We start from the raw sequence: 26131 nt of genomic DNA on the forward strand, positions 1-26131 counted from the left end.
AAGCCCGGCACTTGGCCGGGCTTCTGCTTTGCAGCGTCGACGCTTATTTCACTTCCACTGCCAGGCTTTCGGCGATCTTCTTGTTCCAGATCGCCGGGCCGGTGATGTGTACCGATTCGCCGTTACTGTCGACAGCCACGGTAACGGGCATGTCTTTCACGTCGAACTCGTAGATCGCTTCCATGCCCAGTTCGGCGAATGCCAGCACCTTGGACTTCTTGATTGCCTGGGCCACCAGATAGGCAGCGCCGCCGACGGCCATCAGGTACACGGCCTTGTTGTCCTTGATCGCTTCGATGGCGGTCGGGCCGCGCTCGGATTTGCCGATCATGCCCAGCAGGCCAGTCTGCTCGAGGATCTGCCGGGTGAACTTGTCCATCCGCGTGGCGGTGGTCGGGCCAGCCGGGCCTACCACTTCGTCACCGATCGGATCGACCGGGCCCACGTAATAGATGAAGCGGCCTTTCAGATCGACCGGCAGCTGTTCACCCTTGTTGAGCATCTCGACCATGCGCTTGTGTGCGGCGTCGCGGCCAGTGAGCATCTTGCCGTTGAGCAGGATGGTCTCGCCCGGTTTCCAGCTCTGTACGTCTTCCGGGGTGAGGGTGTCGAGGTCGACGCGACGCGCGCTCGGGCCGGCTTCCCAGACGATTTCCGGGTAGGCGTCCAGATCCGGTGCTTCCAACTCGGCCGGGCCGGAGCCGTCGAGCACGAAGTGGGCGTGACGGGTGGCGGCGCAGTTGGGGATCATGCACACCGGCAGCGAAGCTGCGTGGGTCGGGTAATCCATGATCTTCACGTCGAGCACGGTGGTTAGGCCGCCCAGGCCCTGGGCGCCGATGCCCAGTTGGTTGACCTTCTCGAACAGCTCCAGGCGGATCTCTTCGATGCGGTTCTGCGGGCCACGGGCCTGCAGTTCGTGGATGTCGATGTGCTCCATGAGCACTTCCTTGGCCATCACAGCAGCCTTCTCGGCGGTACCGCCGATGCCGATGCCGAGCATGCCGGGCGGGCACCAGCCGGCGCCCATGGTCGGCACGGTCTTGAGCACCCAGTCGACGATCGAGTCGGACGGGTTGAGCATGGCCATCTTCGACTTGTTCTCGGAACCGCCGCCCTTGGCCGCGACGTCCACTTCCACCTTGTCGCCAGGGACGATGGAGTAGTGGATGACTGCCGGGGTGTTGTCCTTGGTGTTCTTGCGGGCACCGGCCGGGTCGGCCAGGATCGAGGCGCGCAGGACGTTCTCGGGCAGGTTGTAGGCGCGACGCACGCCCTCGTTGATCATGTCGTCGACGCTCATGGTGGCGCCGTCCCAGCGCACATCCATACCGACCTTGATGAACACGGTGACGATGCCGGTGTCCTGGCAAATGGGGCGGTGGCCGGTGGCACACATGCGCGAGTTGATCAGGATCTGCGCCATGGAGTCCTTGGCGGCCGGCGACTCTTCCTTCAGGTAGGCCTCGTGCATCGCCTGGATGAAGTCGACGGGGTGGTAATAGGAGATGAACTGCAGTGCGTCGGCAACGCTCTGAATCAGGTCGTCCTGCTTGATCACGGTCATTGGGGCGCTCCTCTATCAGGGAACATCAACAAGGAAGCGCCGGACAAGACCCGGCGCAACGGTGGAAGGGCAGCTCTGAAAATTATCTTTGATATTTTTCAGAGCTGCCCAAAAAGGCGCGGCAGTATACCGCAGCCAGCCGTGACGGGCACAGCAGCCAAAGGTCGATGGCAAGCCCAGTGGGCGGTTATCGGGCGTTTGCAGGACGACCTCGGTTTTGGCTTTCTGCGTCGCTCTGCCTCCTGCTTCCATTCGGTCGTGGCTTGTCAGCGTTACTTGAAAATTGGCAGGACGCCAGCCTGGTCACATGCTCATTCGCCGCTTGTAACGTCGAGCATGCCTGTGAGCGTTTTCGATCGTTCTTTCTTGCGCAGACTGGCTCGCCGCGATTTTAGGCGGCCCCCTACTGCGGCCTAGGTTTTTCGTGATCACAGGGGTAGAGTACGGCCAGATGCCAGTATGGGATGGAGCCCATGAGCTCAACGACTCGCCGGGGAACGCAACGCAGCCTGCAGAGCCTCCTGCTCAAACGCTTCGCCATGGCCTTCGCTACTTACGCGATGATGGCGCTCGTCTGCTGGTTCGCTGTATTCAATGGCCTTTTCATCGGTGAGATCAGTAACGCCGTCTGGTTGACCTTGGGCGTGTTCGGCAGCCAATTGGTGTTTCTCTGGCTGTTTCTGTCCGGCCGCAACCTGCGATGTGAAGATCCCAGCCTGACCGAAGCCCAGGTACTGGTGGCGCTGGCCTGGCAGCCACCGGTGCTGGCGTTGTTCGACAGCGCGCGCGGCGTGATGATGGTCTTCTACGTACTGATTCTGCTGTTCGGCGTGTTCCAGCTGCCGCCGCGGGTGTTCGTGCGTTGCGCCGCGTTCGCTTTCTTCGGTTTCACTGCGATGATATTGGTCGAGGCCTACCGCATGCAGTTGGTGGACCCGAGCATGGCCTGGCTACAGGTTTGGGTGCTGTTCATCCTGCTGGTCTGGCTATGTCTGTTCTCCAGCTACGTGCAGGTCATGCGCAAACGCATGCGCCAACGCCGCTTCGCCCTGCAAGCGCACCAGGACACCCTGCGTGGGATGATGCGCCAGCTTGAGGACCTGGTCGCCACCGATGAGCTCACCGGCCTGTTCAATCGTCGTCATTTCCTGCGTCTGGCCACCCGCGAACTGGGGCATCTGGACCACGGGCGGCATCACGGTCTGGCGCTGATCGACCTGGACCATTTCAAGCGAATCAACGATGCTCATGGCCATGCTGCGGGCGATCGGGTGCTGCAAACCTTCGCCGCTGTGGCCCGTGCCTGTCTGCGTGACGGCGACATCATTGCCCGCTATGGCGGTGAGGAATTCGTGCTGCTATTGCCCAATACCGATGCTGATCAGTTCACCGCCTGCTGCGAGCGCTTGCGCGAAGCCTTCGCCAAGGCCGAGCCAGTGGGCGTGAAGGTCGATAATCTGAGCCTCTCCGCCGGCATGACACTGTTGGTCGCCGGTGACGATCTCGATGAAGCGCTGCAGCGTGCCGATCAGGCGCTCTATCAGGCCAAGCGCGGCGGCCGCAATCGTTGCGACGCCAGCTGGGAGAACGCGGGTGCCTGAGCTGCGCGTCGGTGACCAGCTACTGCAAGTCGCCCAGCAAACCAACTTGCTCGATGCGTTGCTTAGCGGCGGTGTGGCGGTGCCCTACAGCTGTCGTGCCGGCTGCTGCCATGCTTGCCTTGTGCGTTGCATCGCTGGCGAACCGCTGGATCGTCAGCCTGAGGCACTGGCGGTCGACAAGCGCGCCGAGGGCTGGCGCCTGGCCTGCCAGTGCCAGGTGATCGAGGATCTGCAGGTAGAGCCCTTCGACCCGCAGCGTGACGGCCTGTCAGCCAAGGTGCTCGCACTGGACTGGCCCAGCCCGCAGGTTTTGCGCCTGCGCTTGCAGCCGGCCAAACCACTGCGCTATCGCCCCGGCCAGCACCTGCTGCTTTGGAATGAGCAGGGTGTAGCGCGTCCTTATTCGTTGGCCAGCTTGCCGGGTGAGGACGACTGGCTGGAGTTTCACATCGACTGCCGCCTGCCCGGCGCGTTCTGCGATGCTGCGCGGCGCTTGCAGGTTGGCGACACGCTGCGGCTCGGCGAGCTGCGCGGTGGTGCTCTGCATTACGACGCCGATTGGCAGGCGCGACCAATATGGTTGCTTGCCGCCGGTACGGGGCTGGCGCCGTTGTACGGGGTCTTGCGTGACGCGCTGCGTCAGGAGCACCAGGGCGTCATCCGCCTGCTGCACGTGGCGCATGAGCCGGCCGAGCATTATCTGGCGCACGAACTTCAGGCACTGGCTGCGCAGCACGCCAACCTGCAGGTGGAACTGGTGACGGCGGCGCAGTTGCCGGCTGCTTTGGCCGAACTGCGCCTTGTTTCGCGGCAAACCCTCGCCTTACTCTGCGGCCATCCCTTGACGGTCGACAGCTTCGCGCGGCGCCTCTACATGGCCGGTTTGCCACGCAGTCAGATGCTCGCCGACGTCTTTCTCACTCGCGCATAGGCTGTGCCGGGCCGGTCAGGCCTGGCGCCGGTGCGTATGACGCATCCATTGGAGCCGTGGCATGAGCGAGCACCTGCATATCGAGCGCGACGGCGGTCTGTTGACCCTGCGCATGCACCGTCCGGACAAGAAGAATGCGCTGACCCGCGCCATGTACGCCGGCATGGCCGAGGTGCTGGACGAGGCCGAGCGCGACCCGAGCGTGCGCGTGGTGTTACTCACTGGTGGTGAGGCGTGTTTCACCAGCGGTAACGATGTCGCCGACTTCATTCAGGCGCCGCCCACCGGCCTGAACAGCGAAGTGTTCCAGTTCATGCGCGCGCTGTTCGAATTCAGCAAACCGGTGGTCGCCGCAGTGGCTGGTCCGGCGGTGGGCATTGGTACCACCTTGCTGCTGCATTGCGATCTGGTCTACGTCAGCCGTGATGCGCAGTTGAAAATGCCCTTCGTCAATCTTGGCTTGTGCCCCGAGTATGGCTCCAGCCTGATTCTGCCTCGCTTGCTGGGGCATGCACGCGCCGCCGAACTGCTGTTGCTCGGCCAGTCCTTCACGGGGGAGCAGGCCGCGATCTGGGGTATCGCCAACCAGGCACTGGACGACGGCGCCGCGACGCTGGGCAAAGCGCGTGAGATGGCACTGCGTTTTCTCCAGCTGGCACCCTCAGCTGTCACCGACAGCAAACGCTTGATGCGCGCGCCGGATCGCGAGCAGCTGCGCCAGGTGATCGAGGAGGAGGGGGCGTTGTTCGGGCAGCGCCTGCGTTCGCCAGAGGCTATCGAGGCGCTGACGGCCTTCATGCAGCGCAGAAAGCCGGATTTCTCTCGGTTTGCCTGATTTATTCCCAAGGCGGTTCGAGCAGGCGCTGCTGGAGAAACTCGCAAAGCGCCACGACCTTGCGTGACGCCCGCCGGGAGCGCGGGTACATGGCATAGATGGAGTAAGGTTTGGGCCGCGCCTGAGGCAGTATCTCGACCAGCGAGCCGTCTTTCAGATGCTGGTGGACCAGGAAGCTTGGCAGCAGCGCCAGACCCTGGCCGGCCAGCACCAGTTCGCGCATGACTTCGCCGTTGTTGCTGGAAAACCGTCCGCGTGGTGCCACGTTCGCCAGTTCGCCTTGCTCATCGTCGTTTTCGAAGGACCAGAATTGCCGTGAAGCGACGTTGCTGTAGCCGATGCAGTCGTGCTCGCGCAGCGCGTCGACATCCTCTGGCGTACCTTGTCGTTGCAGGTACTCCGGGCTGGCGCAGAGTATCCGGGCGCTGCTGGCGAGCTTGCGGGCGATCAGCGCGCTGTCACCGATGCGTGAGATCCGTACACAGAGGTCATACCCTTCGCGCTCGAAATCGCTGATGCGATCCTCTAGATACAGGCTGACTTCCAGCTGTGGATGCAGACGCATGAATTCGGCGATCAGCGGCGCCAGCCAGAGCGTGCCGAAACTCATCGGCGCCAGCATGTTCAGGCGCCCGCACAGACCACTGTCATTGAAGGCTGCCGCCTCGGCTGCTTCGCTCAGTTCCAGCAGTGCCTGCTTGGCCTGCTGGTAGAAGGCCAGGCCAGTGTCGGTCGGCGTGACCTTGCGGGTGGAACGATGCAGCAGATTGCTACCTAGACGTTGTTCCAGATCGCTCAAACGCTTGCTGACCACCGACTTGGATAGCGCCAGGTCTTCCGCTGCCCGGCTTACGCCACCCAGTTCCACCACGCGCAGATAGGTTTCGATTTCCTGCAGATCAAGCTTCATATGCGGGTGTCCCATCGATTCGATGAGGTGAGGGTAATGCCTTCGCCGCGGTTTTTTGTTCGGTTTTTTCGAAAAGCTATTTTCCCTCTGCGCGGTCGATTGTCAGCGGCCTTGGCCACTAGGCTGAGCGTCCTTCGAGATTGCAATGGTCTCGAGGTTCAGCCTCATCACCGTACAGGAGTTTTCCCATGGCTTTCACTTACAAGCGTTTGGACAAGGACGATGCCGTCGTATTGTTGATCGATCACCAGGCCGGTTTGCTCTCGCTGGTACGCGACTATTCGCCCGACGAGTTCAAGAACAACGTCATGGCGCTGGCGGATATCGCCAAGTTCTTCAAGCTGCCGACCATTCTTACCACCAGCTTCGAAACCGGGCCGAACGGGCCGATCGTGCCGGAGCTAAAGGCCATGTTTCCCGACGCGCCCTATATCGCTCGTCCGGGGCAGATCAACGCCTGGGATAACGAGGACTTCGTCAACGCGATCAAGGCCACTGGGCGCAAGCAACTGATCATTGCTGGTGTGGTTACCGACGTTTGTGTGGCATTTCCCACTCTCTCCGCACTGGAGGCTGGTTATGACGTATTCGTGGTGACGGACGCTTCCGGCACCTTCAACACCGCGGTGCGCGATGCTGCCTTGGCGCGTATGGCTCATGCCGGTGCCCAACTGCTCAACTGGTTCAGCGTCGGTGGCGAACTGCATCGTGACTGGCGTAACGATGTCGAGGGGTTCGGCGGCATTCTTGGTGGTCACCTGCCGGCATACGCCAACCTGATCCAGAGCTACAACCAGAAGTGAAACGAGGCTGCTGAAACGCAAAAGGCCGCTCGATGAGCGGCCTTTTGCGTTCAAGGGTGGATCACACCATCTGATCGCCGACGTGGAGGATCTTCATGGTGTTGGTGCCGCCGGTACCGTGGTAGCTGTCGCCCTTGGTCAGGATGACCCAGTCGCCCGGCTCGACCACGCCGCGCTTGAGCAACTCGTCCACCGCCGCCTGGCTGACCTTGTTCGCTGGCAGCGAGGCCGGGTCGAACGGCACGGTGTAGACGCCACGGAACAGTGCCACGCGGGCCTGGGCTTCACGGTGCGGGGTGAAGGCGAAGATCGGGATCGACGAGCGGATACGCGACATGATCAACGGGCTGTAGCCACTCTCGGTGAGGCTGATGATTGCCTTGACGCCCGGGAAGTGGTTGGCGGTGTACATGGTGGCCAGGGCGATGCTTTCGTCGCAGCGCTCGAAGGTGCGGCCCAGGCGGTGGCTGGACTGCTTGCTGGTCGGGTGTTTCTCTGCGCCGAGGCACACGCGTGCCATGGCTTGCACGGCTTCTACCGGGTATTCGCCGGCAGCGCTCTCGGCCGACAGCATCACTGCGTCGGTGTAGTCCAGCGCGGCGTTGGCCACGTCGGAGACTTCGGCGCGAGTCGGCATCGGGCTGTGGATCATCGATTCCATCATCTGCGTGGCGGTGATCACTGCTTTGTTCAGGCGACGGGCGTGGGCGATGATCTTCTTCTGGATGCCGACCAGCTCGGCGTCGCCGATTTCCACGGCCAGGTCGCCACGGGCGACCATCACCGCGTCACTGGCGCGGATCAGGCCGTCCAGCGCTTCGTCATCGGCCACGGCTTCGGCGCGCTCGATCTTGGCCACCAGCCAGGCGGTGCCGCCGGCTTCGGTGAGCAGGCGACGGGCGTAGTCCATGTCGGCGGCATCACGCGGGAAGGACACAGCCAGGTAATCCAGGTCCATTTCGGCGGCGACCTTGATGTCGGCCTTGTCTTTCTCGGTCAGCGCTGGCGCAGTCAGGCCGCCGCCACGGCGGTTTATGCCCTTGTTGTCCGACAGCGGGCCGCCGATCAGTACGCGGCAGTGCAGCTCGTCGGCGCCCTTGAGTTCGACGCGCATGACCACGCGGCCGTCGTCGAGCAGCAGTTCGTCACCGACATCGCAGTCCTGGATCAGCGCCGGGTAGTCGATGCCGACCACTTCCTGGGTGCCGGCCGTGCGCGAGTGGCTGGAGGAGAGGCGGAACAGGTCGCCGTCCTTGAGCTCGATACGCTTGTTCTCGAACTTGGCGATGCGGATTTTCGGGCCTTGCAGGTCGCCGAGCAGGGCGACATGGCGGCCGTGCTTGGCGGCCAGCTCACGAACCAGGGCGGCGCGCGCCTTGTGGTCGTCCGGCGTGCCGTGGGAGAAGTTCAGACGGGCCACGTCGAGACCGGCGAGGATCAGTTGCTCCAGCACTTCCGGCGAGCTGCTGGCCGGGCCCAGGGTGGCGACGATTTTGGTGCGGCGAAAGGTCATGCACGAACTCCCTAGTGAACTATGACCGGGAGGCTACTACGGCGTCGGGCTGTAGTCATTGTTCCTGTGCACTACCCTTTGCGCTCCGGTTTGATCACCAGCAGATCGCACTCGACGCGTTCCAGCACCAGCTCTGCGGTGTGGCCGATCAGCAGGCTGTCCAGATGGCCGCGGGCGATGGCGCCCATTACCAGCAGGCCGATATTGTGCTCACGCACGAAACGCGGGATGACTTCCTCGGCAAAACCTTCCTGCAGGTGGGTTTGCGCTCTATCGATGGCGTGCTGGGCGATCAGCTTGTCGAAGGCCTCGCGATGTTCTCGGCTGCACTGGATCACGTAGTCTTCATATTCCTGCGCTACCTCGGCGTCGAACAGCAGCGAGCGTGGCAGCGGTGCCTGCGCGTGCAGGTACTCAGCTTGCAGGCCAAGCGCAGCCTGCAGAGCCTGGCTGGTGCGAATCAATTGATGATCGAGGGCGGCAGGTTTATCGGCACTGTGCAGCGGGTCGAGTGCAGCGCACAGGCGTTTGCCGCGAGATTCGGCGTCGTGCACCAGCCACAGCGGCACCGGACAGCGGCGGATCAGCTGCCAGCTGGTATCACTGAATAGCAGACGGCGCAGCGCACTGCTGGGATAGGTCGATTTAAACAGGATGTCCGGTTGCAGCACCGCGACGCGGGAAAGTATCTCCTCGTGGCGGCGTTTGCCCCAGCGCACATCCACTTCGATCTGGAGTCCTTCAGCGCTCAGGTGGGCGACGCTGGTACGCAGTGCCTCGCAGCTTTGCCGCAAGATGGTTTCGCGGGCGCGGTCGAACAGGCGGCTGTCCAGCAGGCCGCTTTCCAGGCTCGGGTGATACTCGACCTGCAGCAAGAGCAGGGCGGCGCCGGTCTCGCGCGCCACTTCGACGGCCCGCTGCAGGGCCGGTTGTTGCTGGTGTTCGGCGTCGATGACGACCATCAGCCGTTGCAGTTTCATGGCAGTGTCCTCACCTGGAGTCTGTGCCTGCATTACAGGCCATGTTCAGGCGAGCGGCATTGATATGGATCAGCGATTTGGCGCTGGTTCGAGAGGGCGAGTGGTCGTGGCGCTGGCGCGGACAAAAAGGTGAGGCAATGGCGTCATGCGGGGCGTTTCCAGAACAACTATCGCTGTTCAGTTTTTCCCTCGGCTGTCGATACACTGCTCATTGGAGGAATTGCCCATGCGTACCCTGATCATTCTGGCCGTGGCTCTGGTTGCCACGGGCTGTACCCGCGTCTCGCTCGACCATCATCTGAACAACGCCTACCGCGCCTACAACGAAGGTGATTGTGCGCAGGTCGCGCTGGAGCTGTCGCAGGCCGAGCGCAAGAGCCGCTCGCGCAATTACCTGCAGCCGGAGATTTCCCTGTTGCGCGGTCAGTGCCTGGAGCGCGAGAGCCTGTTCGTCGATGCCGCGCAGACTTACCAGTTCATCATCACGCGCTATCCGGCCAGCGAGTACGCCTACCGCGCCCGCGCGCGTCTGCAGACGCTGGAACAGCTGGGGCATCACAGCCCGGCGCCGGCGGCCAAGGTCAGCCCGGCCACACTCTGAGCCTTCGGTCGTTCGGCGTTCTTCAGGGGCGCGTGGCGGTATAAGCTGGCGTATGTCACTCATGGAGGATGAACATGCGCTACTGGTTGTTGATTGCTGCACTGCTGCCCACGCTGGTCACGGCGGAAATCTATCGCTGGACGGACGAGCAGGGGCGGGTGCATTTCGGCCAGAGGCCCGTTGCCGGGGCTGAAACCGTGCAGGTGAAGCCGCAGGTGATCGAGCGCGACGAACACACGCGTGAGCGTGAGGAGCGCCGTCAGCGTTTCTACGATGCGCGGCGTGAAGAGCAACAGCAGGCGGCGGCGACAGCAGCTGCGCAGCGCGAAGAGCGGGCCAGTGAATGCCGTGATCTGCGCCGACACCTGGCGCAGATGCCGGAGGGCTTTCGCTACTATCGCGAAGGCGCCGGCGGCGAGCGCATCTACTACAGTGATGAAGAAACCGACACCGCTCGTCGCCAGTTGCGCGAGCGGATAGCCCAACGCTGTTCTTGAGGGTGGTTAAGTGGTCGTAGTAGGGCCATACTCAAGTCCCTTTGTAGCGATTTGCCACTATGCGTAGCCAGCGCCGAATCGAACGCCATCAGTTGCCCTACTACCTGAAGGTGTTCAATCGCATTACCGACAAACCGATGGGCTCCATCGGCAATGTCTCCCTCGACGGTCTGATGCTGATCAGTCAGTTGCCGATGCTGGTGGGCGCACGCTTCGACATGCGCCTGAAGATTCCAGGCCAGCATGGCATGCATTTCATCGACTTCTCCGCCAACTGTCAGTGGTGCCGTGAAGACGTCAATCCCGGTGTCTACGATTCCGGCTTCGCTCTGGTGGCGCCACCTGCCGATTACGTCGAGATGATCGACGCGCTGCGTTACTACTTTAGCTTTCACAGCCTGGCGGCGTCTGCCTGATATTTCGCTGGTTCGAGGTTGTCGTACGCGGCGGCGTCAATGCATCGCTGGCGCACGTGCCAGGCTGCGCAAGCGCTGGCTCAACTGCAGGCGCAAACCTTCCTCCTCGCAGAACAGCAGCGCGTGCTCAATGTCATAGCGCTCACCCTGTGGGCAATCCAGTTGCCGATAGACGTCCGCCCGAGCCAGATGATCGACCAGGTTGGGCGGGCCGAGCTGCAGGACGCGCTCGGCATCCTTGAGCGCTGCTTCCGGGGCATCGTGCTGCATGTGCAGCAGGCGCAGGTTGCGCGACAGGCGTCGCAGCATGTCAGCGGCGTCGGCTGTCTGCAGGTGCACCGCGCTGAGTTCGACATCCGGGCCCAGCTGGCGATAGAGCTGATCACGGCAGTCGCGGGTGTACAGGCGGCGTCCGCCGCAAGGGTCGAGCAGGTGATCGGCGCCAGGTACACGGAGCATGAAGTGACCAGGGAAATTCACGCCCTGGAGTGGAATATCCAGGCGGCGCGCCAACTCCAGTGCAATCAACGCCAGGGGCAGCGGTTGGCCGCGTCGGCGGCGTAGCACTTCATGCAGCAGGGCATGGCGCGGTCGTGTCACGCCTTCGTCGTCTTCCTGATAGTCGAGTTCTGCCAGTCGGCGCAGCAGCGGCTGTGCCAATTCGCGAGCGGGCAGGGCGGGTAACCCGGCGCTGACCTGCAGTAACAAACTGTGCAGGTCGCTCAGTATCTGCGCGGGCTGAAGCTGATCATCGTGTTCGGCAGCGATCCACAGAGCCGCCTCGAACAGGGCGGGAGGGTCGCGTTGCAGGCACTGCAGGCAGGCTTGGCGTGGGCTCATCGCATTCTCCGCTGACTTCTGCTCTTTTAGCTCCTGGCAAGGTCGTCGTCCAGTGTGGCTCTCCTATACTGAGGCCTGAAGTCCAACCGGGAGCTCGCCCATGTTCAGCATGATGGAAGCCGCCCGCCTCGAGGCCCTGCATCTGGCCGAGGATCCGGCCAGCGGTCTCAAGGCCGTTATCGCCATTCACAACACCCGTTTCGGGCCAGCGCTTGGCGGTTGTCGCTACCTACCCTATGCCGATGAACAAAGCGCCATTGGCGATGCCATCCGCCTTGCCCAGGGTATGAGCTACAAGGCGGCGTTGGCTGGGATCGATCACGGTGGCGGCAAGGCGGTGATCATCCGCCCGGCTCATCTGCAAAGCCGCGCCGCGCTGTTCGAAGCCTTCGGCCGTTTTATCGAAACCCTCAATGGCCGTTACATCACCGCCATCGACAGTGGCACTTCCAGCGCCGACATGGATTGCATCGCCCAGTACACCCATCACGCTACCAGTACGACCAGCGAGGGTGATCCGTCACCGCACACCGCCTTGGGTGTGTTCGCGGGCATCCGCGCTACCGCCCAGGCGCGTCTTGGCAGCGATGATCTGGAAGGGCTGCGAGTCGCTGTTCAGGGGCTGGGCAATGTCGGTTTCGCCCTGGCCGAATCGCTGCATGCCGCGGGCGTGGAACTGTTGGTGAGCGACCTCGATGCCGGGCGTGTGCAACTGGCCGTCGAGCAACTGGGGGCGCATCCGATTACCAGCGATGCGTTACTCACCACGCCCTGCGACATTCTCGCGCCCTGTGGCCTGGGTGGTGTGCTGAATGCGCAGACGGTTGCCCATCTGCGTTGCGCTGCGGTGGCTGGAGCGGCCAACAATCAGCTGGCAAGCCCTGAAGTGGCCGATCAGCTGGAAGCTCGCGGGATTCTCTATGCACCGGATTACGTGCTCAATGCAGGAGGGCTGATCTACGTGGCGCTGCGTCATCGCGGCGAGGAACTAGCGGCGATCACTGCGCACCTGGCGCAGATCAGCCGGCGCCTCACCGAAATCTACGCCCATGCCCAGGCTGAAAAACGATCCCCGGCGCGAGTCGCTGACTACCTGGCAGAGGGCCTGCTTTATCGCACCTAGCGGTTGCCGAGCCCGTTCAAACTGCGGGAGCGCGAAGGTAATCAGTAGGCGGCGCCTGGTCGAACTGATGGGTGCACGGTGCAGCGACCTGCGGCAACGCTGCACTTGGCGCTACATGCGAGCTCGATTAGCGTGGTGGAAGGAGGTTCACCATGGACTATTTCATTATCGTCGTCACCACCACCGCAGGCCTGTACTTTCACTGGTGGCTGTTTCGCCGCATTCGTCAGTGGAGTGATCGCGATCTGGCGCTTTCTCTTGCCGAAGGCGATGAGCGCAAACGCCAGTACATGCTCGAGCAACTGCTCCGTGCGCGACGTGAGGGCATCAAGCGACGAGATTTGCCAGCCTGGCTGGAGCAAGCTGCGATGCACTATCCAGTCAGCGATGCCTGACGCGCCAGGCCCTGCGCAGGGCGCGCGGGGCCTGTGAGCTCGGTCATTCGCTGGCTGCGTCGGCCTCGAGTTCGTCAAGTGCGTCTGGCTGGCTCTTGAACGCCTTGGCGAAGACGTCGCGATTCTTGGCCATGAAAATACCCAGCTCCTCGCCCTGTTCCTCGCTCAAGGACGGCACCGCCTTGTGCAGAACCTCACTCAGGCGCTCGGCCAGCTCCAGCATCTTGTCGTAACGATCGGCTTCGGCCTTATCCATAAACAAACGCTCCGGATCGCGACTGCTGCGGTACACCACTTCGACGGCCATTCATCACCTCGTCTGCCTTCATACGTGTCGATCAGTAATTAACTGGTTTTTTGTACAGTGTTTGCGAGAATAAAGGACTCGCTTCTCTTTTGCCAGCATTGGGCTTGATGGGCAGCTTAGATGACTCGATTTGCAGCTGCATTCAGCGGCTGGCGGCGTTTGGTTTTCTGCTATGGCCAACGGCAGAATCAGGTACGTTTGTACAATTATTGTATATGTTGAGTCTGCTTCGGATTCTTTATCAAACGTTTTGCGGGGCGGCGCTTGTGCAGCTGTTTGGTGGACATCTATAGTCACTGCAGGCGCATGGTATCGGCCTTTGCAGTGCCCAATCATGAGGTGTTCACCGTGAACTCAGTCGGTCGTGTAGAGCGCAAGTTGCTCGCGCTGGTGGCACTGTTTTACTTGAGCCTGATGCTGCTCATTGGAGCAATCTGGGGGAGTCAGGCCAGCCTCTCCAGCGGTCGGGATGTACAAGATCTGTATCGATCTCTGTACCGGCTCTCCTCACTGCTTTCGATGCTCCAAGATGCCGAGATTGGTCAGCGCGGCTATTTACTCACGAGCGACCCTCAGTACCTCGAACCTTATGAGCGGGCCACCGAACAACTGGACGAGCACCTGTCATTGCTTGTTGAAAGCCATATCCTAAGGGCTTACAAGCCTGATATTGACGCTATCACCAGACTCAGCCAGCTCAAGCGCAGCGAACTGGCACAGACCATAGCCGTGCGCAGAGAGCAGGGACAGAGCGCTGTACAGCGGACGCTGGATGAGGACGTCGGTAAGCTCTACATGGATGAAATGCGTTTACGCATCGGCAATATCGAACGTGGCGTAAAGGCTTCCCTTGCCGAACAGAAAGCGGATCTGGAGTGGCGTTCGTATCTGGCGCTATGGGGTGGCGGTGGCGGTGCATTGTTGATGCTCGGCCTGCTCACGCTGCTGTTTGTCGACTTACGTCGTGACCTTAGTGAGCGCGCCGAGTTGCTCGAGCGACTGGCCTTCGAGTCGCAGCACGACAGTCTCACCCAGATACCCAATCGACGAGCCTTCAACGAGACGCTGGATCAGGCTTTGGCGCTCGCAAGGCGCGGAGAGCGCCAGGTGGCGTTGCTCTATCTCGATCTCGATGGCTTCAAGCCGATTAACGATCAGTATGGCCATGCTGCTGGAGACGCGACACTCAAGGCAGTGGTTGCACGGTGGCAGGGTTTGATGCGTGAAGGTGAAGTGTTGGCACGGCTGGGCGGGGACGAGTTCGCAATCATTGCGGCAGGTGATGCAGATGCTGTCGAACGCCTGGCACGGCGTCTGATCGAGGCGCTTGATACGCCTTTGCTGGAGCACTTTCCCGAGGTGCGGGTGGGCGTCAGCGTTGGTCTGGCGCGTTATGCCGAACATGGCGAAGATCGCCGCCGGCTTATCGCGGCGGCCGATACGGCCATGTATCGCGCCAAGGAAGCGGGCAAGCACTGCTTCGCCTGGCCTGAATCGCGTCAGCCGGTGCTGGCGGTAGTCTGAGCGGCCTGTGTCTTTCCGTCACATCCCCGCATCATCCTCAAGTTGGTGTTTTTCCTGCATGCTCGTCGGTGTGCATCCATGTCGGATGCACGGGGTGATGTTGGTTTGGGGAGAAGTGACACGATGAATTGGGCGGAACGTCTGCGAACGGGCATGCATGGCCTGGCGGAATCCTTGGGTAATCTGCTGATGGAGGCCTTCCATTACCTGGCGCTGTTCGCCATTGGTGCGATCACGGCCTGGGCGGGGGTGATGACCTTTATCGGCATGCTGGAGAAGGGACACATCACGGTCGATGACATCCTGCTGCTGTTCATCTACCTGGAATTGGCAGCGATGGTGGGGATCTATTTCAAGACCAACCACATGCCGATTCGCTTCATGATCTATGTGGCGATCACCGCATTGACCCGTTTGCTGATTTCCGACATTTCCCACACCCACAAGCCGAGCTGGGGTGTGGTGATGGTGTCGGGGGCGATCCTGCTGCTGGCGCTGGCGATCCTGGTGGTGCGTTACGCCTCGTCACGCTTTCCGGCCGTGGCCGGCCCGCACCCCCGCAACAAGGCGCGTAACCGTGCGGATGCCGAGTCCGAGCGTGACGATACGTCTGATTGATCTGAGGTGGATGACACTCGTTTCATCCGCCATTACTGGCGTGATGGCGGATCATTGAGGTGAGGTGTCAATCGAGCGGTGCAAACAGCGCCGCCAAGTCTTCCTCATCCAGCTTCCACTGGCCCTGGCTGCCGCCGTCCAGCACGCCTTTGGCCAGGCTGGCCTTGGCCTGCTGCAGTTGCTGGATCTTTTCTTCGACGCTGCCGCGGGCGATCAACTTGTAGACGAACACTGGTTTGTCCTGGCCGATACGGTAGGCGCGGTCACTGGCCTGGGCTTCGGCGGCCGGGTTCCACCAGGGGTCGAAGTGGATCACGGTGTCGGCGGCGGTCAGGTTGAGGCCGCTGCCGCCGGCCTTGAGGCTGATCAGGAACACCGGAAACTCTCCCGCCTGGAAGCGCTGTACCGGTGTGCGTCGGTCCTGGGTGCTGCCGGTCAGCTTGGCGTAGGCGATCTTGCGGGCCTGCAGCTCTGCCTCGATCAACGCCAGCATCGAGGTGAACTGAGAGAACAGCAGCACGCGGCGGCCTTCGTCGACCAGTTCCTGAAGCATATCCAGAAGGGCGCTGAGCTTGCCGGAATCGTTTGCGCCCAACTCGCCGTTATCCTCTCCGAGCAGGCGCAGATCGCAGCAGCTTTGGCGCAGGCGCAGCAGCGCCTCAAGGATGACGATATGGCTGCGTGCCAGGCCCTGGCGGGTGATTTCCTCGCGTACCTTCTGGTCCATCGCCAGGCGCAGGGTCTCGTAGCGGTCGCGCTGCAGCTGGGTCAGCTCGACCCATTGGGTGATCTCGGTCTTCGGCGGCAGTTCGCTGGCTACCTGTTCCTTGTTGCGGCGCAGCAGGAAGGGGCGGATGCGCCCGTTCAGATGTGCGAGGCGATGGCCGTCGCCGCGTTTCTCGATGGGCGTGCGGTAGTCGCGGGTGAAGGCCTTGGCGTCGCCGAGCCAGCCGGGCATGAGGAAGTGGAACAGTGACCACAGCTCGCCCAGGTGGTTTTCCAGCGGCGTGCCGGTCAGGCACAGGCGCAGCTCGGCCTGTATCTGAGCCGCTGCGGTGGCGGCCTTGCTGCGCGGGTTCTTGATGTTCTGCGCTTCGTCGAGGATCAGCAGGCGGTAGCGGTGTTGATTCAGCGCCTTGAGGTCGCGTGGCAGCAGGGCGTAGGTGGTCAGGATCAGGTCGTGCTCGGTGATCTCATCGAACAGCGCTTTGCGCTTGCCCCCATGCAGTGCCAGTACGCGCAACTGCGGGGTGAAGCGCGCCGCTTCGTCCTGCCAGTTGGGAATCAAGCTGGTGGGCATGACGATCAGCGCGGGCTTGTCGAGACGACCCGCCTGTTTCTCGCAGAGGACATGCGCCAGGGTCTGCAGGGTCTTGCCCAGGCCCATGTCGTCGGCCAGCACGCCACCGACGCGCAGCTCGGCCAGGGTCTGCATCCAGTTCAGGCCCTGCAGCTGATAGCTGCGCAGTTCGGCCTGCAAGTCCGCGGGTGGTGAGACTTCACGCACTGCCAGACTCTGCAGGCGTTGTGCGAAACCGCGCAGTTCATCGCCGCCTTGCCAGCTGAGTTCAGGACCCTGCGCCAGTTCGGCCAGGCGCGCGGCGTCGGCGCGACCCAGGCGCAGCGGCAGGTGGTCTTCGCCGGGGTCGCGGAAATACAGCTCGCCGAGTGTGGCCAACAATGGCTTGAGGCGGGCGAAGGGCAGAGCGATGCGTTTGCCGCTTTGCGGCAGGTTGACCAGCAGGCGATCTTCGTCGGCGCGCTGGGCCAGTGCCTCGGGCGCCAGCAGCCAGGGCGTGCGGCGAATGGCCTGGAGCAGGATCGGCAGCAGGCTCAGGCGCTGCCCTTCGACTTCGATGCCCAGCTCCAGATCGAACCAGTTCTGCTGCGGGTCTTCCTCGACCTCGGCATACCAGTCATCGACCTCGGTGAGGTTGTACTGGAAGTCGGGGCGCATGTGGATCTGCCAGCCTTCTGCGCGCAATTGCGGCAGTTGCTGCTGGACGAAATCCAGCCAGTCGCGCTCGCGCTCCAGCTCGAACGGCTCGCCAGCTTCGGCCGGTAGCGCCTCGCTCTGGCGCAGGGCTACCTGCAGACCGAGGCTTTCCAAGCGTTTGCGCAGCGTGGCTTCGGCTGCGCCGTCACGGATCAGGCGCAGGTTGGTTTGCTCATCCAGGCGCTTGACCAAGTCCTTGGCCGGCTTGCCGAAGACCTTGTGCCCGGCATAGTCGAAGGCCAGCGCGGCGCGGTGCTGGGTTTGTTCCTGCATGCGTCCCTTGCGTGCGTCGAAATGCACGCGTACCTGGCTGCCGAGGCTGAGGACGGCGGTGGGGGCGATACCTTCGAGGCGCGTTTCGGCCAGCTCCTTGTCCAGTACGATGATGTCCGACAGGTCGCTGCCGGCGCGCTGCTGAGCTTCAAGGGTGAGGAGGGCGGCAACCACGTGCTTGCAGTTGAAGCCGACCGGGCAGTTGCAGTGGCCGGTCACGCTCCATTTGCGCCCATAAGGATGCAGCGTGATGCGCTGCTGGTAGGTCTGCCCACCTGAGCCTCGGCAATTGGCGAGCAGGCTGTGGTCCTTGAGACTGAGCAGTTTGCTGCGTTTTTCTTCGGCGTAGCCGATGCCACGGCGCAGGTCGCCCGCGCCGAATTCGGAACGCCAGTCTTCCTGGCGTAACAGGTGGATATCCAGAGGCATCAGCGAAGCCTCGTGGCGAAAAGGAATGGGCGCATGACTGGGCCGTGGCAATGCAAAGCCGCAGATTTTCGCATAGCCGCGTGACGATTAGCAGGCGTGGTGCAGAGATTGCCGACGGCAGGGCGGGTGGCGGCTTTCTCCCGCCCTACACGAACGCAGCACGGTACTGTCTGGGCGTTGCACCCAATGCCTGGCGAAAACGGTTGCTGAAATGGCTGGCGCTGGCGAAGCCGCAGGCCAATGCCACCTCGCTCAGAGCAGGGGCTGGCCGACGTAGCATCTTGCAGGCACGCGCCAGACGCCGAGCCAGCACGTAACGATGAGGTGGCAGGCCAAAGCTGCTCTGGAACATGCGCGCGAAGTAGTATTCCGACAGCGCGCAGAGTGCGGCCAGTTGGCTCAGCGGTAGCGGCGTGTCCAGGTGCTGCTCGATGAACTCGCGTACACGTCGGCGTTGCAGCGGTGCCAGGCCGCCCTTTAGGCGCAGGCCCTGGCGCAGGCCAACCTGGTTGAGCAAGGCGTGGTCGAGTAGTTGGTGCGCCAGGCTGCTGGCCAGCAGGCGTTCGCCCGGCTCCTGCCAGTCGAGGGTGCACAGCTGGCGAAAGCGCGCGGACTGTTCGGCGTCTTCGAGGAAGGTCGCTTCTTCCAGTTGCAGGCTGCGCGGCTCGCGATCGAGCAGGGCGACCGCGCCAAGGGCGAATTGCTCCTGCTCTATATAGAGGTGGGCAAGCTGAATCTCGCCATTGATGATCCAGGCCGACTGGTGTTCGGCCGGCAGAATGCACAGTTTGTCTGGCGCACCCTTGTTGCCGGGCTGCTCGCGGCGAAAGGTGCCAGTGCCGCCGCTGAGGTAGCACGACAGCGTGTGATGGCTGGGGGCAAGGTAGTCACGCGCATCATGAGCGTTGCTCCAGCGGGCCACTGCCATGCCGTTGCCCAGCTCGGCCATCGCGTGTAGCCGAGCGTTGGGCGAGCGGCTCATGCTCTGGAATACCTGCAGATGTTCGAATTGCGCCATCACCTTCTCCCGAATGCAGCCATGCTACGCCTGCCAGTAGGCAAAACCAGAGGCGAAGAAAAAAATGCGCAAGTTTGTGAAATTCTGGGGTCGTAATTTCTGGAACGCCTTTCAATGGTGCTTAAGTTTTTTTGCGCCAACTCGCGGCGCGGCACGAGGACTCGGAGTATCGTGGTGGCCATTCAAACAATGATTCGCATCCCGGTGCCGCTCCCGATGAAATACCTGCGTCAGTTCGCTCTTGCCTCTGCCTTGATCACCCCCAGCCTGCTGGTTGCTGCGCCTTCGATTGATGACAAATCGGCCTTCATCGCCGACCTGGTAGGTCGCATGACCCTTGAGGAAAAGGTCGGCCAATTGCGCCTGATCAGCATCGGCGGCGACATGCCGCGTGAGCGCATCCGCGAGGAGATGGCGGCGGGTCGCATCGGCGCCACCTTCAACTCGGTGGTGCGACCGGAGAATCGCCCGATGCAGGAGGCTGCCCTGCGTAGCCGCCTGGGCATCCCGGTGTTCTTCGCCTACGACATCATCCATGGTCATCGCACTACCTTTCCCATCGGCCTGGGCCTGGCGTCCAGCTGGGACATTCCAGCCATCGAGAACAGCGCCCGGATCGCGGCTTTCGAAGCCAGTGCCGATGGCCTGGACATGACCTTCGCGCCGACCGTCGACATCTCCCGCGATCCACGCTGGGGACGCACTTCCGAGGGCTTCGGCGAAGACCCCTACCTGGTTTCTCGTATCGCCACGGCCATGGTGCAAGGCTTCCAAGGCAAGGACCCCAGCGATCCGCAACGCATCATGGCCAGCGTCAAGCACTTCGCCCTGTACGGCGCGGTGGAGGGCGGGCGCGACTACAACGTGGTCGACATGAGCCCGATGCGCATGTATCAGGACTACCTGCCGCCTTATCGCGCCGCCATCGATGCTGGCGCCGGCGGGGTGATGGTGGCGCTGAACGCCATCAATGGCGTGCCAGCTTCGGCCAATACCTGGCTGCTGCGTGATCTGCTGCGCCGCGACTGGGGCTTCAAGGGTGTGGCGCTCAGCGACCATGGCGCGATCACCGAACTGCTACGCCATGGTGTGGCTGCCGATGGCCGAGAGGCGGCAAAACTGGCCGTCACGGCAGGTGTTGGGATGAGCATGGCCGACACGCTCTACGATCAGGAACTGCCAGCGCTGGTGCGCAGCGGCGCGGTACCACAGAGCGTGCTGGATGAGGCCGTTACCCATGTGCTGAACACCAAGTACGACCTCGGCCTGTTCCACGATCCGTTCCGCCGTATCGGCCGCGCCGAGGACGATCCCGCCGACGTCAATGCCGAAAGCCGGCTGCACCGCGCGGATGCGCGGGCCATGGCGCGTGACTCCCTGGTGCTGCTGGAAAACCACGGCGATACGCTGCCCCTGAGCAAGAAGACCACCGTCGCGTTGATCGGTCCGCTGGCCGACTCGCCGGTGGACATGCTCGGCAGTTGGTCAGCGGTGGGCGTGGCGGAGCAGGCGGTGACCCTGCGCAAGGGCATGGAAGCGGCGCTCAACGGGCAGGGCAAGCTGCTCTACGCCGTTGGCGCCAACGTCACCGACGATGCCCATGTGATCAATTACCTCAATCAGCTCAACTGGGATCGCCCGGAAGTCGTGCTGGACAAGCGCACCCCGCAGGCGATGCTGGAGGAGGCGGTGCGTGTGGCTTCCCAGGCCGACGTCATCGTTGCCGCCGTGGGCGAAGCGCGCGGTATGTCCCACGAGTCGTCCAGTCGCACCCGGTTGGACCTGCCGGACAGCCAGCAGGCGCTGTTGCGCGCACTCAAGGCCACCGGCAAACCGCTGGTACTGGTGCTGATGAACGGTCGGCCGCTGGCGCTGGGCTGGGAGAAGGAAAACGCCGATGCGATGCTGGAGACCTGGTACAGCGGTATAGAGGGTGGCAACGCCATCGCCGATGTGCTGTTCGGTGAGCACAACCCCGCCGGCAAACTACCGATCACCTTTCCGCGTTCGGTCGGGCAGATTCCTACCTACTACAATCATCTGCGCCTAGGCCGCCCATACACGCCCGGCACGCCTGGCAACTATACCTCGCAGTATTTCGAAGAGCCCAACGGTCCGCTGTATCCGTTCGGCTATGGTTTGAGCTACAGCGATTTCCAGCTGTCGGCGCCGAAGCTGTCTGCCGAGCGCATGGCGCCGGGCGAGAAGATTCGCGTCAGCGTCACGCTTAAGAACGCCGGGCCAAGGGCTGGCTCCACTGTCGTGCAGCTGTATCTGCACGACGAGGCCGCCTCGGTGATCCGTCCGGTGAAGGAACTCAAGGATTTTCGCAGGGTCAAGCTTGGGGCAGGCGAGACACGCGAGCTGAGTTTCGAGATCGACGAAGCCATGCTGCGTTTCTACAACGCCAGCCTGCAGCATGTCAGCGAGCCAGGTGCCTTCCGTGTCCAGCTAGGGCTGGATTCGGAGAGCGTGCAGGAGGCGCGTTTCGAATTGTTGCCACGCCAATGAGGGTGTGGCCCTAGGAGGCGAAAATATACTCGCTCGAGCACCTGTGCCGGACTTCACGATCTGGTAATAATGCGCAGAAAGAATCCGCGCATGCGGAGACGTCACCGTTCGGTTGGCTGTCTGCATTGTGCTCGCGCTGTATTTGTACCATTCGCCCGTTTTTAACTCTCTGCAGCGGCCGCCCCCGGGCTTGCCGCTGCTTGTCAGTACGTGTTGCCCTGGAGGCTGTGTGTCGATGAGTCGTTGTTCTGGAGCCCGTATGGGCAAGGCCGGCAAGCTGGCCCTTTGTGTGCTCCCCCTGCTGTTCGCTGCCCAGGGCTGGGCCTTCGATCTGGATGATGTGGCGGTAAAGGCCAAGGCGCTTGCTGCCGAACGCTACAATGCGCCGCAAAGCAATCTGCCGGCTGCGCTGCGCGAATTGCCGTTCGCTGGCTATCAGAAGGTGCGCTTCCTTGAGGAAAAAGCACATTGGGCTGATGGCAAGACGCCGTTCCGGCTGTACTTCTTCCACCAGGGCATGCACTTCGATGTGCCGGTGAAGATCAACGAAGTGACCGCCGAAGGCACCCAGGAAATCAAGTACGACCCGTCGATGTTCGACTTCGGCGATCTCAATCTGAACCCGGATGACCTCAAGGATCTCGGTTTTGCCGGCTTCAAGGTGATCAACGAGATCAACACCAACGGTCGGCACGATGAGGTGATGAGCGTGCTGGGCGCCAGTTACTTCCGCATCGTCGGCAAAGGGCAGGTGTTCGGTCTTTCCGCGCGCGGTCTGGCTATCGACACCGCGCTGCCATCGGGCGAAGAGTTCCCGCGTTTCAGCGAGTTCTGGATCGAGAAGCCGCAGCCCGATCGCCGCAGCTTGGTGATCTACGCACTGCTCGACTCGCCGCGCGCCACCGGCGCTTACCGCATGGAAATCAAACCGGGGCGCGACAGCGTGCTCGAGGTGCAATCGAAGGTCTACCTGCGTGAGAACGTCGAAAAGCTCGGCATCGCGCCGCTGACCAGCATGTACCTGTTCGGTGCCAACCAGCCCTGGCCGCGCCCGAATTACCGCCCGCAACTGCATGACTCCGATGGTCTGGCCATCCATGCCGGCAATGGCGAGTGGATCTGGCGTCCGCTGAACAACCCGCAGCGCCTCAACGTCAGCAGCTATCGTATCGACAACCCACGTGGCTTCGGCCTGATGCAGCGTGGTCGCGACTTCAACCAGTATCAGGATCTCGACGACCGCTACGAACTGCGCCCAAGCGGCTGGGTGGAAACCGTCGGCGATTGGGGCACCGGTCATGTCGAACTGGTGGAGATCCCCACGCCGGATGAAACCAACGACAACATCGTCGCCCTTTGGCGCCCCGAGAAGCTACCGGCACCGGGCGAGTCGCTGGATGTGGCCTATCGCCTACACTTCAGCCGTGACGACGCCAAACTGCACGATCCGCAACTGGCCATGGTCAGCCAGACCCGGCTGTCGGAGGGTGATATCAAGCAGGCCAACCTGATTCGTCAGGCCGATGGCAGTACCGCGCTGGTGGTTGATTTCGTTGGTGAGGAATTGGCCAAGCGTTCGTCTGATGCGGCGCCGAGTGTGCAGGTCAGCGTCGATGGCAACGCCGAACTGCTGGAAGACAGCCTGCGTTACAACCCGGTCAGCAACGGCTGGCGTTTGACCCTGCGGATCAAGGTCAAGAACCCGGCGCAGCCGGTGGAGATGCGCGCTGCCCTGGTCGAGGACGGCAAGCCCTTGTCGGAAACCTGGAGCTATCAGCTGCCTTCCCATGAATAACACTCTAGACCCTACGCAAATCCAGGAGTATCTGGGAGAACTGCCGCTCGATCATGAGCGGCAGCAGGCCTTGGCTGATCGCGTCGAAGAGGAGGGCGGCGATCTTGCGACACTGCATCGCGCCCTGCACGAGGACGATCAGCTAGCGACCGAGCCCCAGGAGGAAACCCGCGAGATGCTCGACTCGGTGCCAGCCCGCCTGGCATTGGGCTGGCCGGATGCGCTCGAGCGCGGTTGCCGTATCGTCCAGGATCATCAGGGCCGTCCGACCATCGATTCGACGCCGCCGATCAAGCGCACGCGCATGGTGCCGGAGCCTTGGCAGATCAACATCCTCGATCGTGGCTGGCGCCGTCTGAAAGGCGAGAAACCTGCGCCGCGGCCGCGTACGCGTGAGAGCGAAGACTTCGCCGAAGAACGTTGGCGGCATGTTGCGGCGGTGCGCCGAACCGCGCTGCTGGTGCTGATGATCACGCAGACGGTGGTCGCCACCTGGTACATGAAGTCGGTGCTGCCTTATCAGGGCTGGTCGCTGGTCGATCTTGGCCTAGTGTTCGACCAGCCGCTGCGCGAGTCAGCGCGGCAGATCCTGCCGTACGTGGTGCAGACCAGTATCCTGGCACTGTTCGCCCTGCTGTTCTGCTGGGTGTCGATGGGGTTCTGGACCGCGCTGATGGGCTTCTTCCAACTGCTCAAGGGGCGTGATCGCTATAGCATCTCCGCGAGCAGCTGCGGTGATGAGCCGATCTCGCCACGGGCGCGTACCGCGCTGGTGATGCCGATCGCCAACGAACACGTGCCGCGCGTGTTCGCCGGCCTGCGCGCGACGTTCGAATCGCTCAAGGCTACCGGGCAACTCGATCATTTCGACTTCTTCGTTCTCAGTGACAGCAACGACCCGGATATCTGCGTGGCCGAACAACAGGCCTGGATGGAGTTGTGCCGCGAAGTGGAAGGCTTCGGCCATATCTTCTACCGCCGCCGTCGGCGTCGGGTGAAGCGCAAGAGCGGCAACATCGACGACTTCTGCCGGCGCTGGGGCAGCAACTACCGCTACATGGTAGTACTCGATGCCGACAGCGTGATGAGCGGCGATTGCCTGACCCGCCTGGTGCGCCTGATGGAGGCCAACCCCGGGGCTGGCATCATCCAGACCGCACCCAAGGCATCGGGCATGGACACCCTGTATGCGCGCCTGCAACAGTTTGCTACCAGCGTCTACGGACCGCTATTCACCGCAGGGCTCAACTTCTGGCAGCTGGGTGAATCGCACTACTGGGGCCACAACGCGATCATTCGGGTCAAACCCTTCATCGAGCACTGCGCTTTGGCGCCCTTGCCGGGCACTGGCTCTTTCGCTGGCGCGATCCTCTCCCACGACTTCGTCGAAGCCGCGTTGATGCGCCGTGCCGGTTGGGGCGTGTGGATCGCCTACGACCTGCCGGGCAGTTATGAAGAGCTGCCACCGAACCTGCTCGACGAGCTCAAGCGCGATCGCCGCTGGTGCCACGGCAACCTGATGAACTTCCGGCTGTTTCTGGTGCGTGGCATGCACGCCGTGCATCGCGTGGTGTTCCTCACCGGCGTCATGTCCTACTTGTCGGCGCCGCTGTGGCTGTTGTTCCTGGTGCTGTCGACCTGTCTGCTGGCGATCCATACGCTGATGGTGCCGGAGTACTTCCTGCAGCCCAACCAGCTCTACCCGTTGTGGCCGCGCTGGCAACCCGAAGAGGCCGTGGCGCTGTTCTCGGCGACCATGACGCTGCTGTTCCTGCCCAAGCTGCTCAGTGTGCTGCTGATCTGGATCAAGGGTGCGGAAGCCTACGGTGGTCGTACGCGGGTGCTGCTTTCGATGCTCCTGGAGGCCTCCTGCTCGGTGCTGCTCGCACCTGTGCGCATGCTGTTCCACAGCCTGTTCGTCACCGCTGCTTTCCTCGGCTGGTCGGTGCAGTGGAACTCGCCGCAGCGTGTGGATGACTCGACCCCCTGGAGCGAAGCGTTCCGTCGTCACGGCACCCAGGTGCTGATCGGTATCAGCTGGACGGCACTGGTGGCCTGGCTCAACCCGGACTTCCTCTGGTGGCTGGCGCCTATCGTGGTGTCGCTGGTGCTGTCGCCTGTGGTGTCGGTGCTGACCAGTCGTACCGCGCCAGGATTGGCAGCGCGGCGCAGCAAGCTGTTTCTGATACCGGAGGAGCACAAGGTGCCAGTGGAGCTGAGCAACACCTCCGAGTACGAGCAACTGAACAGTTCGCGTGCGCTGCGCAAGGGCTTCCTGCGTGCCGTGGTCGATCCGCTGTACAACGCTCTGGTCTGCGCAATGGCCCGGGCCCGCCATGCCAAGGTGGTGGCCGCCGCCGAAGCGCTGCGCGAAGCGCGTATCGAGGAAATCCTCAGCGCCGGGCCTGAGGGCAAGGTCGAGGCAACCCGCTGGCGTCTGCTCAACGATCCTGACGGCATGGCGCGCCTGCATGCGCGCATCTGGCAGGAACCGCAATATCACGCCTGGCGCGAAGCGTTGCGCGACGCCTGATCATCACCGCAGGCTTCAGTCTCGACTGGAGCCTGCGGTGATGCCTTTCTGACATCCCTGCTAACATCTCTTCTGATCATGACGCCTGCTGGCGCGGCACCATTGGCTCTGGAAC

The 26131-nt window shown here is 62.5% G+C and carries 22 protein-coding genes; 14 read left to right on the top strand and 8 right to left on the bottom strand.

Going from position 1 to position 26131, the window contains the following annotated elements; genetic code table 11:
• Window positions 1-43: 43 nt before the first annotated feature.
• On the bottom strand, window positions 44-1567 hold the full coding sequence (locus RTH74_RS18850; RefSeq protein ID WP_099525668.1) for a fumarate hydratase: 1524 nt from the start codon (window positions 1565-1567) through the stop codon (window positions 44-46).
• A 473-nt stretch (window positions 1568-2040) separates the two neighbouring features.
• Here RTH74_RS18850 and RTH74_RS18855 point away from each other — a divergent pair, with 473 nt between their 5' ends.
• From RTH74_RS18855 to RTH74_RS18865, 3 genes are all read left to right on the top strand, one after another.
• Window positions 2041-3168 (top strand): GGDEF domain-containing protein, encoded by a 1128-nt coding sequence (locus tag RTH74_RS18855; RefSeq protein ID WP_316915654.1) that lies wholly within the window; start codon window positions 2041-2043, stop codon window positions 3166-3168.
• A complete protein-coding gene (locus tag RTH74_RS18860) occupies window positions 3161-4099 on the top strand; it encodes an iron-sulfur-binding ferredoxin reductase (protein WP_316915655.1) in 939 nt (312 codons plus the stop codon). Before RTH74_RS18855 ends, RTH74_RS18860 begins: the two co-directional genes overlap by 8 nt.
• A gap of 61 nt (window positions 4100-4160) precedes the next feature.
• On the top strand, window positions 4161-4934 hold the full coding sequence (locus tag RTH74_RS18865) for an enoyl-CoA hydratase (RefSeq protein ID WP_316915656.1): 774 nt from the start codon (window positions 4161-4163) through the stop codon (window positions 4932-4934).
• A gap of 1 nt (window position 4935) precedes the next feature.
• On the opposite strand, the gene RTH74_RS18870 is transcribed toward RTH74_RS18865, so the two are convergent.
• Window positions 4936-5844 carry a LysR family transcriptional regulator gene (locus RTH74_RS18870; protein WP_316915657.1) on the bottom strand — a complete coding sequence of 303 codons (909 nt, stop codon included), beginning with the start codon at window positions 5842-5844 and terminating at the stop codon, window positions 4936-4938.
• Window positions 5845-6032: 188 nt separating this feature from the next.
• On the opposite strand from RTH74_RS18870, the gene ycaC reads away from it, so the two are divergent.
• Entirely contained in the window at window positions 6033-6647 is a 615-nt protein-coding gene (gene ycaC / locus RTH74_RS18875) for an isochorismate family cysteine hydrolase YcaC (RefSeq protein WP_079783123.1), read from the top strand.
• Window positions 6648-6708: 61 nt separating this feature from the next.
• On the opposite strand, the gene pyk is transcribed toward ycaC, so the two are convergent.
• Together pyk and RTH74_RS18885 are read right to left on the bottom strand one after the other, a co-directional pair.
• Window positions 6709-8160 (bottom strand): pyruvate kinase, encoded by a 1452-nt coding sequence (gene pyk, locus RTH74_RS18880; protein WP_017362690.1) that lies wholly within the window; start codon window positions 8158-8160, stop codon window positions 6709-6711.
• Between the two features lie 71 nt (window positions 8161-8231).
• The gene (locus RTH74_RS18885) at window positions 8232-9140 is read right to left on the bottom strand and encodes a universal stress protein (protein WP_316915658.1); all 909 of its coding nucleotides are present in this window, start codon (window positions 9138-9140) and stop codon (window positions 8232-8234) included.
• Between the two features lie 226 nt (window positions 9141-9366).
• On the opposite strand from RTH74_RS18885, the gene RTH74_RS18890 reads away from it, so the two are divergent.
• The 3 genes from RTH74_RS18890 (at window position 9367) to RTH74_RS18900 (ending at window position 10654) form a co-directional block, all read left to right on the top strand.
• Window positions 9367-9741, top strand: coding sequence for a tetratricopeptide repeat protein (locus RTH74_RS18890; protein ID WP_099525661.1), 375 nt, complete (start codon window positions 9367-9369; stop codon window positions 9739-9741).
• A 74-nt stretch (window positions 9742-9815) separates the two neighbouring features.
• Entirely contained in the window at window positions 9816-10238 is a 423-nt protein-coding gene (locus RTH74_RS18895; protein ID WP_316915659.1) for a DUF4124 domain-containing protein, read from the top strand.
• 59 nt (window positions 10239-10297) lie between these two features.
• On the top strand, window positions 10298-10654 hold the full coding sequence (locus RTH74_RS18900) for a PilZ domain-containing protein (protein WP_074938394.1): 357 nt from the start codon (window positions 10298-10300) through the stop codon (window positions 10652-10654).
• 36 nt (window positions 10655-10690) lie between these two features.
• Here the strand turns inward: RTH74_RS18900 and RTH74_RS18905 are convergent, their stop codons facing one another.
• Window positions 10691-11494 carry a transglutaminase family protein gene (locus tag RTH74_RS18905; RefSeq protein WP_316915660.1) on the bottom strand — a complete coding sequence of 268 codons (804 nt, stop codon included), beginning with the start codon at window positions 11492-11494 and terminating at the stop codon, window positions 10691-10693.
• Window positions 11495-11594: 100 nt separating this feature from the next.
• Here RTH74_RS18905 and RTH74_RS18910 point away from each other — a divergent pair, with 100 nt between their 5' ends.
• Window positions 11595-12617: a Glu/Leu/Phe/Val dehydrogenase dimerization domain-containing protein gene (locus tag RTH74_RS18910; RefSeq protein WP_316915661.1), complete on the top strand. Its 1023-nt coding sequence runs from the start codon at window positions 11595-11597 to the stop codon at window positions 12615-12617.
• Between the two features lie 152 nt (window positions 12618-12769).
• The gene (locus RTH74_RS18915; protein ID WP_316915662.1) at window positions 12770-13012 is read left to right on the top strand and encodes a hypothetical protein; all 243 of its coding nucleotides are present in this window, start codon (window positions 12770-12772) and stop codon (window positions 13010-13012) included.
• Between the two features lie 43 nt (window positions 13013-13055).
• Here the strand turns inward: RTH74_RS18915 and RTH74_RS18920 are convergent, their stop codons facing one another.
• On the bottom strand, window positions 13056-13319 hold the full coding sequence (locus tag RTH74_RS18920; RefSeq protein ID WP_099525656.1) for a YebG family protein: 264 nt from the start codon (window positions 13317-13319) through the stop codon (window positions 13056-13058).
• A gap of 279 nt (window positions 13320-13598) precedes the next feature.
• Here RTH74_RS18920 and RTH74_RS18925 point away from each other — a divergent pair, with 279 nt between their 5' ends.
• Together RTH74_RS18925 and RTH74_RS18930 are read left to right on the top strand one after the other, a co-directional pair.
• Window positions 13599-14843 carry a diguanylate cyclase domain-containing protein gene (locus RTH74_RS18925; protein WP_143507344.1) on the top strand — a complete coding sequence of 415 codons (1245 nt, stop codon included), beginning with the start codon at window positions 13599-13601 and terminating at the stop codon, window positions 14841-14843.
• A gap of 123 nt (window positions 14844-14966) precedes the next feature.
• Entirely contained in the window at window positions 14967-15461 is a 495-nt protein-coding gene (locus RTH74_RS18930; protein WP_099525654.1) for a phosphate-starvation-inducible protein PsiE, read from the top strand.
• Between the two features lie 67 nt (window positions 15462-15528).
• On the opposite strand, the gene RTH74_RS18935 is transcribed toward RTH74_RS18930, so the two are convergent.
• Both RTH74_RS18935 and RTH74_RS18940 read right to left on the bottom strand, forming a co-directional pair.
• Complete coding sequence (locus tag RTH74_RS18935) at window positions 15529-18159, bottom strand: DEAD/DEAH box helicase (RefSeq protein ID WP_316915663.1); 2631 nt, start codon at window positions 18157-18159, stop codon at window positions 15529-15531.
• Window positions 18160-18304: 145 nt separating this feature from the next.
• Window positions 18305-19177: an AraC family transcriptional regulator gene (locus RTH74_RS18940; protein WP_316915664.1), complete on the bottom strand. Its 873-nt coding sequence runs from the start codon at window positions 19175-19177 to the stop codon at window positions 18305-18307.
• A 216-nt stretch (window positions 19178-19393) separates the two neighbouring features.
• On the opposite strand from RTH74_RS18940, the gene bglX reads away from it, so the two are divergent.
• The 3 genes from bglX to mdoH all read left to right on the top strand — a co-directional run bounded on the left by bglX (window position 19394) and on the right by mdoH (window position 26016).
• Window positions 19394-21688 carry a beta-glucosidase BglX gene (gene bglX / locus RTH74_RS18945; RefSeq protein WP_316915872.1) on the top strand — a complete coding sequence of 765 codons (2295 nt, stop codon included), beginning with the start codon at window positions 19394-19396 and terminating at the stop codon, window positions 21686-21688.
• 259 nt (window positions 21689-21947) lie between these two features.
• Window positions 21948-23483, top strand: coding sequence for a glucan biosynthesis protein G (locus RTH74_RS18950; RefSeq protein ID WP_316915873.1), 1536 nt, complete (start codon window positions 21948-21950; stop codon window positions 23481-23483).
• Window positions 23476-26016: a glucans biosynthesis glucosyltransferase MdoH gene (gene mdoH / locus RTH74_RS18955; protein ID WP_316915665.1), complete on the top strand. Its 2541-nt coding sequence runs from the start codon at window positions 23476-23478 to the stop codon at window positions 26014-26016. The genes RTH74_RS18950 and mdoH overlap by 8 nt, the downstream gene beginning before the upstream one ends.
• Window positions 26017-26131: the final 115 nt, after the last annotated feature.

The sequence above is a fragment of the Pseudomonas sp. zfem001 genome (assembly GCF_032621725.1).
Classification (GTDB): domain Bacteria; phylum Pseudomonadota; class Gammaproteobacteria; order Pseudomonadales; family Pseudomonadaceae; genus Aquipseudomonas; species Aquipseudomonas sediminis.

Coding starts and splice junctions, on each gene's coding strand:
- RTH74_RS18850 (WP_099525668.1), bottom strand. CDS start 1,567: ATGACCGTGATCAAGCAGGACGACCTGATTCAGAGCGTTGCCGACGCA.
- RTH74_RS18855 (WP_316915654.1), top strand. CDS start 2,041: ATGAGCTCAACGACTCGCCGGGGAACGCAACGCAGCCTGCAGAGCCTC.
- RTH74_RS18865 (WP_316915656.1), top strand. CDS start 4,161: ATGAGCGAGCACCTGCATATCGAGCGCGACGGCGGTCTGTTGACCCTG.
- RTH74_RS18870 (WP_316915657.1), bottom strand. CDS start 5,844: ATGAAGCTTGATCTGCAGGAAATCGAAACCTATCTGCGCGTGGTGGAA.
- ycaC (WP_079783123.1), top strand. CDS start 6,033: ATGGCTTTCACTTACAAGCGTTTGGACAAGGACGATGCCGTCGTATTG.
- pyk (WP_017362690.1), bottom strand. CDS start 8,160: ATGACCTTTCGCCGCACCAAAATCGTCGCCACCCTGGGCCCGGCCAGC.
- RTH74_RS18885 (WP_316915658.1), bottom strand. CDS start 9,140: ATGAAACTGCAACGGCTGATGGTCGTCATCGACGCCGAACACCAGCAA.
- RTH74_RS18890 (WP_099525661.1), top strand. CDS start 9,367: ATGCGTACCCTGATCATTCTGGCCGTGGCTCTGGTTGCCACGGGCTGT.
- RTH74_RS18895 (WP_316915659.1), top strand. CDS start 9,816: ATGCGCTACTGGTTGTTGATTGCTGCACTGCTGCCCACGCTGGTCACG.
- RTH74_RS18900 (WP_074938394.1), top strand. CDS start 10,298: ATGCGTAGCCAGCGCCGAATCGAACGCCATCAGTTGCCCTACTACCTG.
- RTH74_RS18905 (WP_316915660.1), bottom strand. CDS start 11,494: ATGAGCCCACGCCAAGCCTGCCTGCAGTGCCTGCAACGCGACCCTCCC.
- RTH74_RS18910 (WP_316915661.1), top strand. CDS start 11,595: ATGTTCAGCATGATGGAAGCCGCCCGCCTCGAGGCCCTGCATCTGGCC.
- RTH74_RS18915 (WP_316915662.1), top strand. CDS start 12,770: ATGGACTATTTCATTATCGTCGTCACCACCACCGCAGGCCTGTACTTT.
- RTH74_RS18920 (WP_099525656.1), bottom strand. CDS start 13,319: ATGGCCGTCGAAGTGGTGTACCGCAGCAGTCGCGATCCGGAGCGTTTG.
- RTH74_RS18930 (WP_099525654.1), top strand. CDS start 14,967: ATGAATTGGGCGGAACGTCTGCGAACGGGCATGCATGGCCTGGCGGAA.
- RTH74_RS18935 (WP_316915663.1), bottom strand. CDS start 18,159: ATGCCTCTGGATATCCACCTGTTACGCCAGGAAGACTGGCGTTCCGAA.
- RTH74_RS18940 (WP_316915664.1), bottom strand. CDS start 19,177: ATGGCGCAATTCGAACATCTGCAGGTATTCCAGAGCATGAGCCGCTCG.
- bglX (WP_316915872.1), top strand. CDS start 19,394: ATGAAATACCTGCGTCAGTTCGCTCTTGCCTCTGCCTTGATCACCCCC.
- RTH74_RS18950 (WP_316915873.1), top strand. CDS start 21,948: ATGGGCAAGGCCGGCAAGCTGGCCCTTTGTGTGCTCCCCCTGCTGTTC.
- mdoH (WP_316915665.1), top strand. CDS start 23,476: ATGAATAACACTCTAGACCCTACGCAAATCCAGGAGTATCTGGGAGAA.